11 protein-coding genes are annotated in these 16,377 nt (G+C 43.4%); 10 read left to right on the forward strand and 1 reads right to left on the reverse strand.

The window, feature by feature from the left end; genetic code table 11:
* The first annotated feature begins 33 nt into the window (after positions 1–33).
* Positions 34–2,895: a translation initiation factor IF-2 gene (infB, locus tag ZOBGAL_RS11155; RefSeq protein WP_013993712.1), complete on the forward strand. Its 2,862-nt coding sequence runs from the start codon at positions 34–36 to the stop codon at positions 2,893–2,895.
* 58 nt (positions 2,896–2,953) lie between these two features.
* Here the strand turns inward: infB and ZOBGAL_RS11160 are convergent, their stop codons facing one another.
* A complete protein-coding gene (locus tag ZOBGAL_RS11160; RefSeq protein WP_046287459.1) occupies positions 2,954–3,325 on the reverse strand; it encodes an SPOR domain-containing protein in 372 nt (123 codons plus the stop codon).
* A gap of 235 nt (positions 3,326–3,560) precedes the next feature.
* Between ZOBGAL_RS11160 and ZOBGAL_RS11165 the strand changes: the two genes are divergently transcribed.
* The 9 genes from ZOBGAL_RS11165 to ZOBGAL_RS11205 all read left to right on the forward strand — a co-directional run bounded on the left by ZOBGAL_RS11165 (position 3,561) and on the right by ZOBGAL_RS11205 (position 16,368).
* Positions 3,561–4,931 (forward strand): c-type cytochrome, encoded by a 1,371-nt coding sequence (locus tag ZOBGAL_RS11165; RefSeq protein ID WP_013993714.1) that lies wholly within the window; start codon positions 3,561–3,563, stop codon positions 4,929–4,931.
* Between the two features lie 34 nt (positions 4,932–4,965).
* Positions 4,966–8,127 carry a TAT-variant-translocated molybdopterin oxidoreductase gene (locus ZOBGAL_RS11170; protein WP_013993715.1) on the forward strand — a complete coding sequence of 1,054 codons (3,162 nt, stop codon included), beginning with the start codon at positions 4,966–4,968 and terminating at the stop codon, positions 8,125–8,127.
* A 33-nt stretch (positions 8,128–8,160) separates the two neighbouring features.
* Positions 8,161–9,912, forward strand: a complete 1,752-nt coding sequence (nrfD, locus tag ZOBGAL_RS11175) for an NrfD/PsrC family molybdoenzyme membrane anchor subunit (RefSeq protein ID WP_013993716.1) — start codon at positions 8,161–8,163, stop codon at positions 9,910–9,912.
* A 2-nt stretch (positions 9,913–9,914) separates the two neighbouring features.
* On the forward strand, positions 9,915–10,445 hold the full coding sequence (locus ZOBGAL_RS11180; RefSeq protein WP_013993717.1) for a DUF3341 domain-containing protein: 531 nt from the start codon (positions 9,915–9,917) through the stop codon (positions 10,443–10,445).
* Between the two features lie 2 nt (positions 10,446–10,447).
* Positions 10,448–11,008, forward strand: coding sequence for a c-type cytochrome (locus tag ZOBGAL_RS11185; protein WP_013993718.1), 561 nt, complete (start codon positions 10,448–10,450; stop codon positions 11,006–11,008).
* 16 nt (positions 11,009–11,024) lie between these two features.
* Entirely contained in the window at positions 11,025–12,353 is a 1,329-nt protein-coding gene (locus ZOBGAL_RS11190) for a hypothetical protein (protein ID WP_013993719.1), read from the forward strand.
* Between the two features lie 30 nt (positions 12,354–12,383).
* Positions 12,384–13,493, forward strand: a complete 1,110-nt coding sequence (locus ZOBGAL_RS11195) for a cytochrome c oxidase subunit II (protein ID WP_013993720.1) — start codon at positions 12,384–12,386, stop codon at positions 13,491–13,493.
* Positions 13,494–13,559: 66 nt separating this feature from the next.
* The gene (locus ZOBGAL_RS11200; protein WP_013993721.1) at positions 13,560–15,389 is read left to right on the forward strand and encodes a cytochrome c oxidase subunit I; all 1,830 of its coding nucleotides are present in this window, start codon (positions 13,560–13,562) and stop codon (positions 15,387–15,389) included.
* Between the two features lie 157 nt (positions 15,390–15,546).
* Positions 15,547–16,368 (forward strand): GIN domain-containing protein, encoded by an 822-nt coding sequence (locus tag ZOBGAL_RS11205; protein WP_013993722.1) that lies wholly within the window; start codon positions 15,547–15,549, stop codon positions 16,366–16,368.
* The last annotated feature ends 9 nt before the right edge of the window (positions 16,369–16,377 follow it).

The raw sequence follows: 16,377 nt of genomic DNA on the forward strand, positions 1-16,377 counted from the left end.
GCAAGGATTAAAGAGAATTAGGAGAAAGTATTTATGGCAGACATTGCAAAAATAAGGCTTAACAAAGTCCTCAAAGAGTTTAATATTTCTTTGGATAGGGCTGTGGATTTTCTTGCCTCGAAAGGGCACGAAATAGATGCACGGCCGACAACGAAGATTTCTGACGAGGTCTATGAAGTGCTTCAACAAGAATTTCAGACCGATAAGAGCAAGAAAGTTGCCTCTAAGGAAGTCGGTGAAGAAAAGCGTAAAGAAAAGGAGGCCCTGCGATTGCAATTAGAGCAAGAGCAAGAGGAACGACGTTTGGCCCGTGAAAAACGTGCAGCTGCCGCAGAAAAGACTTTGGTTGGCAAGGTGGAACTTCAAGGCCCCAAAACGATTGGTAAAATCGATTTGGATGGTGGGAAGAAAGCCAAGGAAACGCCGGCACCGACTCCAACTCCAGCTCCAGTTGCTAAGAAGGAAGAGCCGAAGGTTGAGGAGAAAGCTGTGGTCGAAGAAGTGAAACCACAGGTAGAGGCTCCAAAGGAACCTAAAAAGGTAGAGGAGAAGCCAGTTGAAAAGGTGGTCGAGAAAGTAGAGGAGAAGAAACCGGAGAAGCTAGGGAAGGAAGAAACTCCTAAGGAAGAGCCTAAGGTTGAGGCCAAACCGGAAAAAGCGGAAAAAGAGGAAACTGCTGCGAAGACAGAAGCTGAAGTCCCTAAGGATGACGGTATACTGGCTACCAAGTACAAGAAACTTACCGGTCCTAAGATTACGGCCAAAATTGACCTTTCGCAGTTCAATAAGCCCAAGAAGAAAAAAGAAGAGCCCAAGACTGGCTCCGATGCGGGCAATGACCGTAAGAAGAGAAGAAAACGTATTGTAAGCAATAATTCGGGCGGTAATACCGGAAATGCGCCTAGACAAAGAGGTACGGGCCCAGCTGCCAGAAAAGGCGGTGGCGGTGGTAACCCACGTTATGGAGCTCCAAAAGTAGAGCCTACCGAAGAAGATGTACAAAAACAGATTCGGGAGACCCTAGAGAAGTTACAGGGTAAATCGAAGAAGGGCAAAGGTGCCAAATATAGAAGGGATAAAAGAGATCAACACCGTCAACAGACCGAGAAGGATCTTGAACAACAAGAACTGGAAAGTAAGGTGTTGAAGGTTACCGAGTTTGTAACCGTTGGTGAGGTCGCTACCATGATGGAGGTGTCTACCACTGAAATTATATCGGCATGTATGTCTTTAGGTATCATGGTCACCATGAACCAGCGTCTGGATGCCGAGACTTTGTCTATCGTAGCCGATGAGTTTGGTTATGAGGTTGAGTTTGTAACTGCCGAATTAGAGGAATCTATAGAAGTTGAGGCCGATGCGCCTGAAGATCTTGAGCCAAGAGCGCCCATCGTAACCGTTATGGGTCACGTGGATCACGGTAAAACCTCATTGTTGGATTATGTTAGGGAAGCTAATGTAATTGCAGGCGAAAGTGGTGGGATTACCCAGCATATCGGTGCTTATGGTGTTACGTTGGAAGACGGACAAAAAATTACCTTCTTGGATACTCCGGGTCACGAAGCCTTTACGGCGATGCGGGCCAGGGGTGCGCAGGTTACCGATATAGCGGTAATCGTTATTGCGGCGGACGATGATATTATGCCCCAGACCAAAGAAGCGATAAGCCATGCCCAGGCGGCAGGTGTTCCTATTGTTTTTGCGATAAATAAAATCGATAGGCCTACGGCTAACCCTGATAAAATAAAAGAAGGATTGGCTCAAATGAACCTTTTGGTCGAAGACTGGGGGGGTAAAATACAATCACATGACATATCGGCAAAAACAGGTGAGGGCGTAAAAGAACTTTTGGAAAAAGTCCTGCTTGAAGCTGAACTGTTAGAGCTTAAGGCCAATCCGAACAAGATGGCCCATGGTACTGTTGTAGAAGCCTTCTTGGATAAGGGCCGTGGATATGTATCTACGATCTTGGTGCAGGGTGGTACGCTTAAAATAGGTGACTATGTGCTTGCCGGAACAAATAGTGGTAAGGTCAAGGCTATGCAAGATGAGCGGGGAAACATCGTGAAAACTGCAGGTCCTGCAACACCGATATCCATATTGGGGCTTGATGGTGCGCCACAGGCCGGTGATAAGTTCAATGTGCTTGAAGATGAAAGGGAGGCAAAACAAATTGCCACCAAGCGTTCGCAATTACAGCGTGAGCAATCGGTCAGGACACAAAGGCATATTACCCTTGATGAAATCGGAAGACGTATCGCATTGGGTGACTTTAAGGAGTTGAACATCATTCTTAAAGGTGATGTGGATGGTTCTGTTGAAGCATTGACCGACTCTTTCCAGAAATTGTCTACTGAAGAAATTCAAGTGAACATCATTCATAAAGGTGTAGGTGCCATTACCGAATCCGATGTGTTGTTGGCTTCTGCATCCGATGCAATTATTATCGGGTTTAATGTAAGGCCGATGGGTAATGCAAGGGATGTTGCTGAAAAAGAAGAGATCGATATCAGAATGTACTCCATTATATATGATGCGATCAATGACCTTAAGGATGCGATGGAAGGTATGTTGTCTCCAGAGATCAAGGAAGAGATTACCGGTACGGCCGAGATACGAGAGACCTTTAAAATCTCTAAAGTCGGTACCATTGCAGGTTGTATGGTTACCAATGGTAAGATTCTTCGTAACGCCGGTATACGTTTGATACGTGATGGTGTGGTGGTCTTTACCGGGGAGCTGTCTTCGTTGAAACGTTTCAAAGACGATGTCAAGGAAGTTTCCAAAGGATATGACTGTGGTCTTCAGGTGAAGAATTACAACGATATCAAGGAAGGGGATATCGTAGAGGCCTTCCAAGAAGTAGCCGTTAAGAAGAAGCTTAAGACGAAATAAGTGATTTGAAATAGGTCCTTGTGACCTGTGAAGTAATAATAAGAATAAAAAAATCGACCTAACGGGTCGATTTTTTTGGTTTTAACAACATGGCATCGGGATATTTCTGCCGTACCTCGCGAAATTTCCGCTCGGCGTCCAATTTGTTGGCGAACCTTCCGACCCTTACGCGGTAGGTAGGGGAGTCAAAATCGATTTTAGAAGGAAGGTCGGGGAAATCTTGTTCTACTTTCGCTTGAATGTTTTGGGCTTTGTTATAAGAACCAAAGCCGACTTGAATGCGGTAATAGTCCGAACTTTCGTTTGAAGTCTTGTAGATTTCTATGAGATCGGTGATTTTTTGGTCTTGTTCTATATGAACTTGGCCCTGTTGTGCGTGGCCAATGGCTAATGACGCTATGGTGAGACTAAGGGTGAAAAATGTTTTCATTGTCGTGAAATAATTGGGTTTTAATATTTTATGCAAAAGTAAATTATTATGAGGCATAGAAAGCCCTTCCGATTTATTTAGAACTATTATAAATTAGAAATTATCAATCCGCTAACATTTAAAGAATAAAGTGTATTACGTATTTTTGCCATCAATTTTAGCACTGATAAAAACAAGGTGTCGTTCCTTGCAACTGAAATTATCGTGCCAAGATCTCGATAGAAATAAGATTCATATGAAAAAGGTTCCGTACCGCCATTCGATTTCTAAGGTTTTAGGTGTATCTCTAATTGTATTCCTGCTATTTTCCGTTTCTATATTCGCTCAAGATGGAGGTTCCGCTGAGGGGGCTTCTGCCGAGGTTGCGGATTCGGGAGATTCCTCTGGGGATCCGGCGAAAGGTAAAGCACTGTTCAATCAGAATTGTGCCGCATGTCACTCATTAACTCGAAAAATGACCGGTCCGGCTTTGGCTAATGTTGAGTCAAGGTTGTCGGATGATGAAGGTCTGGATCGTGAATGGCTTTACAATTGGATTAAAAACAGTCCGGGCTTGATTGCTTCCGGGGATGCGTATGCCAATAAGGTGTACAGTGAGTACAACCAGGCTGCAATGACTCCTTTTCCGACTTTGTCGAATGAGGATATCGATAATATTTTGGCCTATACTGCCGCTCCGCCGAAAACGGCCGCTCCTGCTGCCGCTGCCGCTGGGGAAGCTTCCGGTTCGGGTAGTGGTTCTTCCGGTGATGGGGTTTCAAATGAGTTGGTGCTTGGTGCCTTGGCCCTGGTTTTTGCCTTGTTGGTGGTGATGTTGTTCTTGGTGAACAAAACGCTAAGAAGAATCGCTGAGGCAAATGGTGTGGATTTAAGTCAAGAAGAGTCGGCAAAAAGACTTCCGCTTTGGAAGGCCTTTGCTAAAAACCAATTTTTGGTTTTGGTGACCGTTGTCTTCTTGTTGTTGGGAAGTGCGTATTTTGCCTATGGGTGGATGATGCAGGTAGGTGTTGATCAGGGTTATGCCCCGGTTCAGCCTATTCATTACTCGCACCGTATCCACGCCGGTGACAATAAAATAGAGTGTAAGTACTGTCATTCTTCCGCTAGGGTTTCCAAAACTTCCGGAATTCCATCCTTGAATGTTTGTATGAACTGTCATAAGTCGATCTATCAAGTGGCCGATGAAACCTTGGAAGAAGGTAAAAGGGAGTACGGTATCGACTATAATAAAGAAATCAAGAAGCTTTATGCTGCCGTTGGTTGGGATGAAGAAAATCAAAAGTATACCGGGGAAAGCCAGCCTGTAAAATGGGTGCGTATCCACAACTTACCTGATTTTGCTTACTTTAACCATTCTCAACACGTGAGTGTTGCGGGTATTGAGTGTCAGCAATGTCACGGACCGGTTGAGGAGATGGAGGTTATGTATCAGTATTCGCCATTGACCATGGGTTGGTGTGTGAACTGTCACCGTGAGACCGATATCAAGGTAGAAGGGAATGCTTACTATGAAAAAATTCATGCCGAACTTTCCAAGAAGTATGGGGTGGATAAGTTGACCGCTGCTCAAATGGGTGGTCTGGAATGTGGAAAGTGTCACTATTAATCGAACTAGAAAGTAGCTAATTACATAAAAACGTATGGCATCAAACAAAAAATACTGGAAAAACGAAGCGGAGTTAAATCCGAACGATTCCATTGTTGAGACGCTAAGACAGAACGAATTTGTTGAGCAAATTCCCGTAGATGATTTTTTGGGTGATAAAGAAGGTTTGTCCGCTACATCTACCAATAGAAGGGATTTCCTTAAATACGTCGGTTTTAGTACGGCAGCGGCCACATTGGCGGCTTGTGAGGGTCCTGTTCATAAATCCATTCCTTATGTGGTTCAACCGGAGAATATTATTCCTGGTGTTGCGAACTACTATGCTACTACCATAGCGGATGGTTTTGATTTTGCAAGTATCCTTGTAAAGACTCGGGAAGGTCGACCTATAAAGGTTGAGAATAATAAAGATGCCAAGGTTGCGGGTTCTGCCAATGCCAGGGTTCAGGCTTCTGTGCTTTCGTTGTATGATAGTACGCGTTTGCAAGGTCCAATGGCCAACGGTGAGCCTGTGGAATGGTCGGTGCTTGATGCGGCGGTAAAAGCCAAGTTGGGTAGTCTTAAAGGTTCAGGACAACAAATCGCTTTGTTGACCCAGACATATGCCAGTCCGTCTACCGATAGATTGATAGCTGATATGAAGGCCGAGTTCGGCAATGTGAACCATGTGGTTTACGATGCCATAGCCGAAGATGCCGCAGCCAGTGCTTTTGAAGCAAGATATGGTGAGCGTGCGTTGGCCGATTACGATTTTGAAAAAGCGGATCTTATTGTTTCCTTCGGAGCGGATTTCTTAGGGGATTGGCAAGGAGGCGGTTATGATTCGGGTTATGCCAAGGGTAGAATTCCTAAGAAGGGCAAAATGTCGCGTCACGTACAGTTTGAGGCGAACATGACTTTGAGTGGGGCTAATGCCGATAAGCGTGTTCCCTTGACTCCAATGCAGCAAAAAATCGCCTTGGCCAAGTTGTACGCCGAATTGAACGGTAGCAGTGTTGGTGGTGAGCTTTCGGAAGGGGTGTTGAAGGCGATAAAAGATGTTGCCGCGCAGATAGCTAAGAATAAAAATGGTGCCGTAGTGGTTACGGGGCTTGATGATATAAATGCACAGACCGTTGTATTGGCCATCAACGAAATGTTGGGAAGTAAGGCTTTTGATGCGAAGTCGCCCCGTTATGTAAGACAGGGTAACGTAAAATCGGTTCAGAAGTTGATTGCCGACATGAAGGCCGGTAAGGTGGGTGCTTTGATAACCGATGGGGTCAACCCAATGTATACCTTGCCCAACGCCGCCGATTTTAAGGAAGGTGTTGAGAAAGTAGGGCTTTCAGTTGCTTTTTCTACCAATTGGAACGAAACTACCGAGGTGATGCAGTACACTGCTGCTGCGAATCACTTCCTTGAGTCGTGGGGTGATGTTCAGGTGAAAAAAGGGCATTATAGTTTAATGCAGCCTACTATTCAAGAGTTGTTCGATACAAGGCAGTTTCAAACGGCCTTGTTGAACTGGTTGGGTAGTGATAAAAGTTATTACGATTATATTAAGGAGACTTGGTCAAATTCAATATTGGCCGGGAACGATTGGAATAAGGCGCTTCATGATGGTGTGTATTCGGGTGCTGCTGTTGTCTTTACAGCTGGAAACGATGCTGATCCACAGGATGAGGCCGCTTCGGAAGAAGATAAGGAAACTGTCAATGCGAGTGAGGCCGAGGAAGTTGTTGCTTCCGGTGTTTCTATTGCCGCGGCCATTAATAGTTTGGTCAATGCTACAAGTGGCGGGGGTATGGAATTGGAGCTTTATTCAAAAACAGGAATGGGTGCCGGTCATCAGGCTAACAACCCATGGTTGCAAGAGTTCCCTGATCCTATAACAAGGGTTTCCTGGGATAATTACGTAACGGTTTCCAAGGATGATGCCGAACGATTGGGCTTCGAAAACTATCATGTGGCCAACGGTGGCCTTGATGGTAGCTATGCCAATATTACGGTCAACGGTGTTACGGTAAGCAACGTTCCTGTAATAATACAGCCTGGTCAGGCAGTGGGTTCAATCGGACTTTCCTTTGGTTATGGAAGAAAGGTCGGTATGAAGTCTGAAATGCAGACCGGGGTAAACGCTTATCCATTATATCAAGATTTTAAGAGCGTTCAGTCGGCTACTATAGAAAAAGCTTCAGGTACACACGAGTTTGCTTGTATTCAGTTGCATAAAACCTTGATGGGTAGGGGTGATATCATTAAAGAAACTACCTTGGAGATATTCAACACCAAAGATCATTCGGAGTGGAATGTTCAACCGATGGTGTCCTTAGACCATAAAGAGGTTCCTGCTACTTCTGTGGATTTGTGGGATAGTTTTGATCGTTCTATCGGTCATCATTTCAACATGTCCATTGACCTTAATGCGTGTACCGGTTGTGGTGCCTGTGTTATTGCTTGTCATGCGGAGAACAATGTTCCTGTAGTAGGTAAGGAAGAAGTGCGAAAAAGTAGGGATATGCACTGGTTGCGTATCGATAGATATTATTCTTCGGAGGATACCTTTGAGGATGACAATACCAAAAAGGATAATTTCGACGGTCTTTCCGGAGATAATGGTTCTTTAGGTGGTTTTGGTGAGTTGGAGCATCCAGCGGCCAACCCACAAGTGGCCTTTCAGCCTGTAATGTGTCAGCACTGTAACCATGCGCCGTGTGAAACGGTATGTCCGGTTGCTGCAACATCGCATAGCCGTCAAGGTCAGAATCACATGGCGTATAACCGTTGTGTAGGTACGAGATACTGTGCTAACAACTGTCCGTATAAAGTAAGAAGGTTCAACTGGTTCTTGTATAGCAACAATGATGAGTTCGATTACCACATGAACAACGATTTGGGTAAAATGGTATTAAACCCAGATGTAAACGTTCGTTCAAGAGGGGTTATCGAAAAATGTTCGATGTGTATCCAAAAAACACAAAAAACCATTTTAGATGCCAAGAGAGATGGTCGCCTTGTAAAAGATGGCGAGTTTCAAACGGCCTGTTCGTCTGCCTGTAGTACTGGAGCTATCGTTTTCGGTGATGTCAACGATAAGGAAAGTAAAGTTGCCAAATTGGCCGAGAGCGACCGCATGTACCATTTATTGGAGCATGTAGGAACAAAACCAAATGTGTTCTACCATGTTAAGGTCAGAAACACGAACGAAGCATAATCGTATTTAAGTAAACAACTATAACAGAATTTTATGGCGTCGCATTACGAAGCACCTATTCGAAAGCCCTTAGTTGTCGGGGATAAAGGTTACCACGATGTTAGTGTGGACATCTCTGCCCCCGTAGAAGGAAGGGCCAATAAGCATTGGTGGATTGTGTTTTCCATTGCCTTGGTAGCATTCCTATGGGGTGTAGGTTGTATCATTTATACCGTATCAACAGGTATTGGAACTTGGGGATTGAACAAGACCGTTAACTGGGCTTGGGATATTACAAACTTTGTATGGTGGGTAGGTATCGGTCACGCCGGTACGTTGATATCCGCGGTACTTTTATTGTTCCGTCAAAAGTGGAGAATGGCCATTAACCGCTCTGCGGAGGCTATGACCATCTTCTCGGTGGTACAAGCGGGACTTTTCCCGATCATACATATGGGACGTCCTTGGTTGGCGTACTGGGTATTGCCTATTCCGAACCAATTCGGTTCGCTTTGGGTGAACTTTAACTCTCCCTTGCTTTGGGATGTGTTCGCGATCTCTACTTACCTTTCCGTATCCTTGGTTTTCTGGTGGACAGGTTTGCTTCCCGATTTCGCCATGATACGTGATAGGGCGGTACTTCCTTTTCAAAAGAAAATATACAGTCTATTGAGTTTCGGATGGAGTGGTCGTGCAAAAGACTGGCAACGTTTCGAAGAGGTGTCTTTGGTATTGGCCGGTTTGGCAACGCCACTTGTACTTTCCGTACACACCATCGTATCTTTTGACTTTGCTACTTCGGTAATTCCTGGATGGCATACAACGATTTTCCCTCCATACTTTGTGGCAGGGGCTATCTTCTCCGGATTTGCCATGGTGAACACGCTTTTGATCATTATGCGTAAAGTGTGTCATCTAGAAGCTTATATAACCGTTCAGCATATTGAATTGATGAACATCGTAATCATGATTACAGGTTCTATCGTAGGTTGTGCTTATATTACAGAGCTCTTTATGGCTTGGTATTCAGGTGTGGAGTACGAACAATATGCCTTCTTGAACAGGGCTACGGGGCCTTACTGGTGGGCCTACTGGTCAATGATGACTTGTAACGTGTTCTCCCCACAGTTCATGTGGTTCAAAAAATTACGTACCAGTATCATGTTCTCTTTCTTTATATCTATTGTCGTGAACATAGGTATGTGGTTCGAACGTTTCGTGATCATCGTTACATCTTTGCATAGGGATTACCTTCCATCATCTTGGACGATGTTCTCTCCTACCTTTGTCGATATCGGTATCTTCGTGGGTACGATAGGGTTCTTCTTCGTATTGTTCCTGCTTTATGCTAGAACGTTCCCCGTGATTGCACAGGCAGAAGTAAAATCTATTTTGAAATCCTCAGGCCAACGTTACAAAGATCTTAGGGATGCAGGTAAGCCATTGTATCAGATAAAAAAGATGGATGCCTCAAAAATAAAGGAAGCTGTTATTACGGATGATGTGTTGATGGGAGAGGTTGTTCCTCAAAAAGATGCTAGTGAGAGCGTATCCGAGCTTTTGAGTACTATCGGTACTTTCGATGCGACCAAGGAAACGGCTGACGACCTTAAGCAAATTAAGGGTGTTGGACCTCAAATGGAAGCTACCCTTAATGAAATCGGTATCTTCACTTTTGCCCAGGTGGCAAGAATGACCGCTAAGGAATACGATTTGTTGGATTCAATTACCGAATCTTTCCCAGGTAGGGCACAACGAGACGATTGGGCCGGACAGGCAAAATTATTAAATAACAAGAAACAGTAATTATGGCATCTAAAGCGATACACGCATATTATGACGATGATGATGTGCTAATGCTTGCCGTTAAGAAGGTAAAAGCAGCCAAGCATCACATTGAAGAGGTATATTGCCCATTTCCGGTTCACGGTTTAGACAAGGCTATGGGGCTTGCCCCTACGCGTATAGCCATTACATCGTTTCTTTACGGTTGTGTTGGTTTGACAGTGGCAACTTTGATGATGAATTACATTATGATCGAAGATTGGCCCCAAGATATTGGAGGTAAGCCTAGTTTTAGCTATCTAGAGAATATGCCGGCTTTTGTACCGATTATGTTCGAGCTTACCGTATTCTTTGCAGCTCACTTAATGGTTATCACGTTTTACCTAAGAAGCCGGTTGTGGCCTTTTAAAGATGCTGAGAATCCTGATCCGCGTACTACCGATGACCATTTTTTAATGGAGATCGATATACACGATAACGAAAAAGAATTGAGAGATCTGTTGTTGGATACAGGGGCAGTCGAAATAAATATAGTGGAAAAAAACAGTCATTAAATATGAACAGTTTTAGCAAAATAGGAATTGTTTTCGGGTTGCTACTGTGCGTTACGGCTTGTGCCGATAAAAACAGTCCCAACTATCAGTATATGCCTAATATGTACGAACCAGTAGGCTATGAAGCCTATGGGGAAGTCGATTTTCTGCCAAATGGGCAAGAGGCCATGGTGCCTCCTGCAAATACGATTTCGCGGGGATGGATTCCTTATGGTTACGAAAACACACCGGAAGGTAAAGAGTTGGCCAGGGTACAAAAGAGCCCCTTAGATTCGTTGAACATTGAATCTGATTTGGCGGTTGGTGCCGAGTTGTATACCATTTATTGTGCGATTTGTCATGGTGACAAGGGCGACGGTCAGGGTACATTGGTAAAAAGAGAAAAGATTTTAGGGGTACCGAGTTACGCCGATGAGGCGCGTAACATTACTATAGGTACGGCTTACCATACAATTCAGTACGGTTTGAACTCAATGGGGTCTTATGCATCTCAATTGGATACCAAAGAGATGTGGCAGGTTTCGGAGTACGTGATGAAATTGAAACAAGACTTAACGAAATAATACTTAGAAAAGGGATATGTATACGTTTTCAAACAAATTAAAGATCGGTTCCTTTGTTTTAATGGCGCTTGGAATACTTGGTATTGCAATCGGATTCATTTCGGCACCGAGTACCGTTGAAGAAGCAAAAGCTATTGTTGCCAGCCATGGTGACGCACACGGTGATGCTCATGGTGCTACGGACGCACATGCCGCGGTTGCTGCCGATGCGCATGGTGAAGCGGCAGAAGCGCACGATGCCTCGCATGACGAGCATGTTTTTCACCAATTAAGGAACAAGCCATGGGCGGCGCTTTACGTTGCGGCATTCTTTTTCTTTATGATCGCATTGGGAGTATTGGCCTTTTATGCCATTCAACGAGCGGCCCAAGCGGGTTGGTCGCCATTGCTATTTCGTGTGATGGAAGGAATTACCGCCTATTTGGTGCCGGGTGGTATAATAGTATTTGTAATATTGGTACTTTCCGTATTGCACATGAATCACCTATTTGTTTGGATGGATCCCGAAGTGGTGGCGCATGATCACCTTTTACAAGGAAAATCCGGGTATTTGAACCCTACTTTCTTCTTGATTCGTGCCGCTATATTCTTAGGCGGATGGATATTCTATAGGGAATACTCTAGAAAGCTTTCACTTAGACAAGATGAATCGGATGATAATTCCAATTTTAAATTGAACTTTAGATGGTCTGCCGCTTTCTTGGTATTCTATTTGGTTTCCGAGTCTATTATGTCTTGGGATTGGATCATGAGTGTTGACCCACACTGGTTCAGTACACTTTTTGGATGGTATGTGTTTGCAAGTATGTTCGTGTCGGGTATTACGGTAATCGCTATGATAACCATATACTTGAAATCGAAAGGATACTTACCAGATGTTAATGATAGCCATATTCATGATTTGGCCAAGTTTATGTTCGGTATCAGTATTTTCTGGACCTATCTTTGGTTCTCTCAGTTTATGTTGATCTGGTATTCTAATATTCCTGAGGAAGTTACGTATTACGTAACTCGAATTGCCGATTATAGATTACCGTTTTTCGGAATGGTCGCTATGAACTTTTTATTCCCAGTATTGCTCTTGATGAATAGTGATTACAAACGTTTGAATTGGTTTGTGGTTCTTACGGGTATCGTTATTCTAGCAGGGCACTATATGGATATCTTTAATATGATAATGCCATCTACGGTGGGTGATCAATGGTTTATCGGTATTCCTGAGATAGGATCGATACTATTCTTTGCTGGAGCCTTTATTTTCTGGGTTTTCCGTGCCTTGAGCAGTGCGCCTTTACAACCGAAACGAAATCCGTTTATAGAAGAAAGCAGGCATTTTCATTATTAGTAATTTTAACGTATAATAGTAGAACGTACGATGACTACATTATTGACTTTAGTGGTTTTGGCCCTTGTGGCAATAGCGATTTGGCAGATGACGAAGATTTTCGAACTGTCCCAGCTCAAGGCCGAAAATTCTCAAATAGCTAACGATTCAGATAACAAGACGAACGGATATCTACTGTTTGCGTTTCTTATCTTTATCTATGGTATAACCATTTTCAGCTTTTGGAATTATGGTAAATACTTACTACCGGAAGCTGCATCCGAGCACGGTGGCGATTACGACTCCCTAATGTTGGTGTCTATGGTGATCATTTTCATCGTACAGACCTTGACTCAGGCTTTACTTCATTATTTCGGATACAAATACAGGGGTGTTAAAGGAAGAAAGGCACTTTTCTTTGCCGATAACGACCGTTTGGAGTTTATTTGGACGATTATTCCTGTAATTGTATTGGCAGGTCTTATCCTTTGGGGATTGTACACGTGGACCAATATTATGGATATCAATGACGAGGATGATCCTATTGTTGTAGAACTATATGCACAGCAGTTTAGCTGGACGGCCAGATACGCCGGTGATGATAATGTCTTGGGGAAGGCCAACGTTAGAATGATCGACATCAACAAGGCCAATGTTCTTGGGTTGGATGAATCTGACACCTATGCGGCCGATGATATCATCGTAAAAGAATTGCACTTGCCCGTGGGTAGAAAGGTGAATTTCAAAATGCGTTCACAAGATGTGTTGCATTCTGCTTACATGCCTCACTTTAGGGCGCAAATGAACTGTGTACCCGGTATGATTACCGAGTTCTCTTTTACACCGATTTACACAACTGAGGAAATGCGTCAGAATCCCGATGTTGCCGCGAAGGTAAAACGAACCAACGAAATCAGGGCTGAGAGAGCCGCTAGGGGTGAAGATAATTCTGATCCTTGGGAATTCGATTATGTCTTGCTTTGTAACAAGATTTGTGGAAAGTCGCATTACAACATGCAAATGAAAATTATCGTCGAGACCCAAGAAGAGTATGACGCTTGGATTGCCGAACAGAAAACTTTCGGTCAAAACATGGGGCAGGCCGATGCGGGTTCGACTGAGGATTTTGGTAAACTAGAAACGGCTACGGCAAGTCACTAAGTCTTTATACGGAAGGCGTACTTGCTAGTTAGAAAAGGAAAATTTTATAATTAAAGAATAACAAATATGTCTGTTACTGCAAATGCACAGGTTGATGATCATGCACATGACGATCATGAGCATCACCACAAACAAACCTTTGTAACCAAATATATATTTAGTCAGGATCATAAAATGATCTCTAAACAATATTTGATTCTTGGTGTATTCGTTATGGGGGCAATAGGTATTGCAATGTCTCTTTTGTTCCGGATGCAATTGGCTTGGCCAGGTGAATCCTTTTCGGTTTTCGAAGCTTTATTGGGTAAGTGGGCACCAGAAGGTGTTATGGATGCCGATGTATACCTTGCTTTGGTGACCATCCACGGTACCTTAATGGTATTTTTCGTACTTACACAGGGGTTGAGTGGTACCTTTAGTAATTTACTTATTCCATTGCAGATTGGCGCGCGTGATATGGCATCTGGTTTTATGAACATGTTATCGTTCTGGATGTTCTTTGTTTCGTGTATTATAATGTTATCTTCTTTATTTTTAGAAGCAGGTCCTGCGGCAGCGGGATGGACAATCTATCCGCCTTTAAGTGCTTTGCCAATGGCGCAGCCTGGTTCTGGTATGGGTATGACACTTTGGTTGGTCGCAATGGCAATATTCATTGCTTCTTCTCTTATTGGGTCTTTGAATTATGTAGTGACCGTAATTAACCTTCGTACCAAGGGAATGTCTATGACTAGATTGCCATTGACTATTTGGGCATTTTTTGTAACTGCTATTATTGGTATTATATCTTTCCCGGTATTATTGTCTGCAGCATTGCTGTTGATAATGGATAGAAGTTTTGGAACATCCTTTTTCTTGTCCGATATATTTATACAAGGTGAAGTTTTGCATTACCAAGGTGGTTCTCCTGTATTATATGAACACCTTTTCTGGTTCTTGGGTCACCCTGAAGTTTACATTGTGATCTTACCGGCAATGGGTATCGTATCTGAAGTGATGGCGGTAAATGCAAGAAAGCCGATTTTTGGTTATCGAGCGATGATCGCTTCTATTTTGGCAATCGCATTCTTGTCGACCATTGTTTGGGGTCACCATATGTTTATCTCTGGTATGAACCCGTTCTTGGGATCGGTATTTACCTTTACTACCTTGTTGATCGCTATTCCTTCTGCGGTAAAAGCGTTTAACTGGATAACCACTCTTTGGAAAGGTAACTTGCAGTTGAATCCGGCGATGCTGTTTTCAATCGGTATGGTTTCTACCTTTATTACTGGGGGTCTAACAGGTATCATCTTAGGTGATAGTACTCTTGATATCAATGTTCATGATACTTATTTTGTAATTGCCCACTTCCACTTGGTAATGGGTATATCTGCACTATACGGGATGTTTGCCGGTATTTACCACTGGTTCCCGATAATGTTCGAAGGTAAGATGATGAATAAGAACCTAGGTTATGTTCATTTTTGGATTACCGCAGTTGGTTCTTATGGTGTTTTCTTTCCGATGCATTTTGTCGGAATGGCAGGTGTACCTAGACGTTATTATGAGAACACCGCTTTCCCGATGTTCGATGAATTGACCGATATTCAAGTATTGATGACCGTGTTCGCCATCATCACGGCAGCGGCACAGCTTGTATTTGTATTCAACTTTGTAAGAAGTATATTCTACGGTAAGGTTGGTCCTATAAACCCTTGGAAGGCGACTTCCTTGGAATGGACTGCTCCACAGAAACACATTCATGGGAACTGGCCAGGTGCCATTCCTGAAGTTCACCGTTGGGCCTATGATTATAGTAAGGTCGACGCGAACGGCGAGTACATTATTCCGGGACAGGATTTTATCCCACAGACCGTACCGCTTCAAGAAGATGAAGAAGAACTTCAGCACTAAATGCTGGACTAACTCAAATGTACAATGCCTAACTTTTATAGTTAGGCATTTTTTTTGACCCTTATATTTAACATTTACACTACTTTTGATAATTGAAATCTGCGGGCGTTTCAAAATCCAATTTCTTTTTAACGACCTGTGTTAACGATGTTTTAGGATGAAGAATCTGGTTTTTCTATTTGTTGTTCTTTTCGTTTGTCAAGGTTTCTCCCAACGTAAGCCTAAAATAAAGGGAAACAAAAGTGTTATTGAGGTCTATCAAGGCCTACCCCCTTTTCATGCGATAGAGTTGCGTGACGGACTTGAAATCAAGCTCCATGATGCAACGGAAGAAGGGGTGTCTATTGTAGCCGATGACAACCTAATCGATGTTTTGAGGTTTAGGGTAATCGATAGTGTTTTGCAGATCAGTTCGTTTTACAATATTACAAGAAAGAAGAAACTTGAAATCACGGTCGACTACATCTACCTTGAGGGGATTACCATGTATGATGGAAAGATAGATATGGACGGGGCCATCAACTCAAAGGACCTCTACGTAGATTTGCATGAATCCGCAAGGCTCAACTTAAACGCCGATGCCGAAATCCTCAATATCAATATGGAAGGGAATAGTTCGGGAGATTTTAATATTGCGGGAAGGGAAATGAACCTAGTGCTAAAGGATAGGGTCGATGTTGAGATTTATGCAAATACCCATCTGAACAATATCAAGATGTATAAGAACGCTACCGCTATTCTTGAAGGAACGGCCATTGAGTTATATGCCAATCTTCTTGAGAACTCTAAGTTAAAGGGGGAGAAGCTGGAAGCTGAATCCATATATTTGACCGTAGAGGAATCGGCTACGGCCGAAGTGCGGCCCACCCAAAATATTCAACTGTCTTCAAGTGGCAATGCCAAGACCTACCTGTTCGGTGAAGGAAAAGTCGAAATTATCGATTTCCTCGACACTTCTGAATTGCATAAGGAAAAGTAAACAATTCCT

It is taken from the genome of Zobellia galactanivorans, from assembly GCF_000973105.1.
Taxonomy (GTDB): domain Bacteria; phylum Bacteroidota; class Bacteroidia; order Flavobacteriales; family Flavobacteriaceae; genus Zobellia; species Zobellia galactanivorans.

Bases quoted from the DNA above. Each gene is read 5' to 3' on its own strand.
- infB (WP_013993712.1), top strand. From the start codon at position 34: ATGGCAGACATTGCAAAAATAAGGCTTAACAAAGTCCTCAAAGAGTTT.
- ZOBGAL_RS11160 (WP_046287459.1), bottom strand. From the start codon at position 3,325: ATGAAAACATTTTTCACCCTTAGTCTCACCATAGCGTCATTAGCCATT.
- ZOBGAL_RS11165 (WP_013993714.1), top strand. From the start codon at position 3,561: ATGAAAAAGGTTCCGTACCGCCATTCGATTTCTAAGGTTTTAGGTGTA.
- ZOBGAL_RS11170 (WP_013993715.1), top strand. From the start codon at position 4,966: ATGGCATCAAACAAAAAATACTGGAAAAACGAAGCGGAGTTAAATCCG.
- nrfD (WP_013993716.1), top strand. From the start codon at position 8,161: ATGGCGTCGCATTACGAAGCACCTATTCGAAAGCCCTTAGTTGTCGGG.
- ZOBGAL_RS11180 (WP_013993717.1), top strand. From the start codon at position 9,915: ATGGCATCTAAAGCGATACACGCATATTATGACGATGATGATGTGCTA.
- ZOBGAL_RS11185 (WP_013993718.1), top strand. From the start codon at position 10,448: ATGAACAGTTTTAGCAAAATAGGAATTGTTTTCGGGTTGCTACTGTGC.
- ZOBGAL_RS11190 (WP_013993719.1), top strand. From the start codon at position 11,025: ATGTATACGTTTTCAAACAAATTAAAGATCGGTTCCTTTGTTTTAATG.
- ZOBGAL_RS11195 (WP_013993720.1), top strand. From the start codon at position 12,384: ATGACTACATTATTGACTTTAGTGGTTTTGGCCCTTGTGGCAATAGCG.
- ZOBGAL_RS11200 (WP_013993721.1), top strand. From the start codon at position 13,560: ATGTCTGTTACTGCAAATGCACAGGTTGATGATCATGCACATGACGAT.
- ZOBGAL_RS11205 (WP_013993722.1), top strand. From the start codon at position 15,547: ATGAAGAATCTGGTTTTTCTATTTGTTGTTCTTTTCGTTTGTCAAGGT.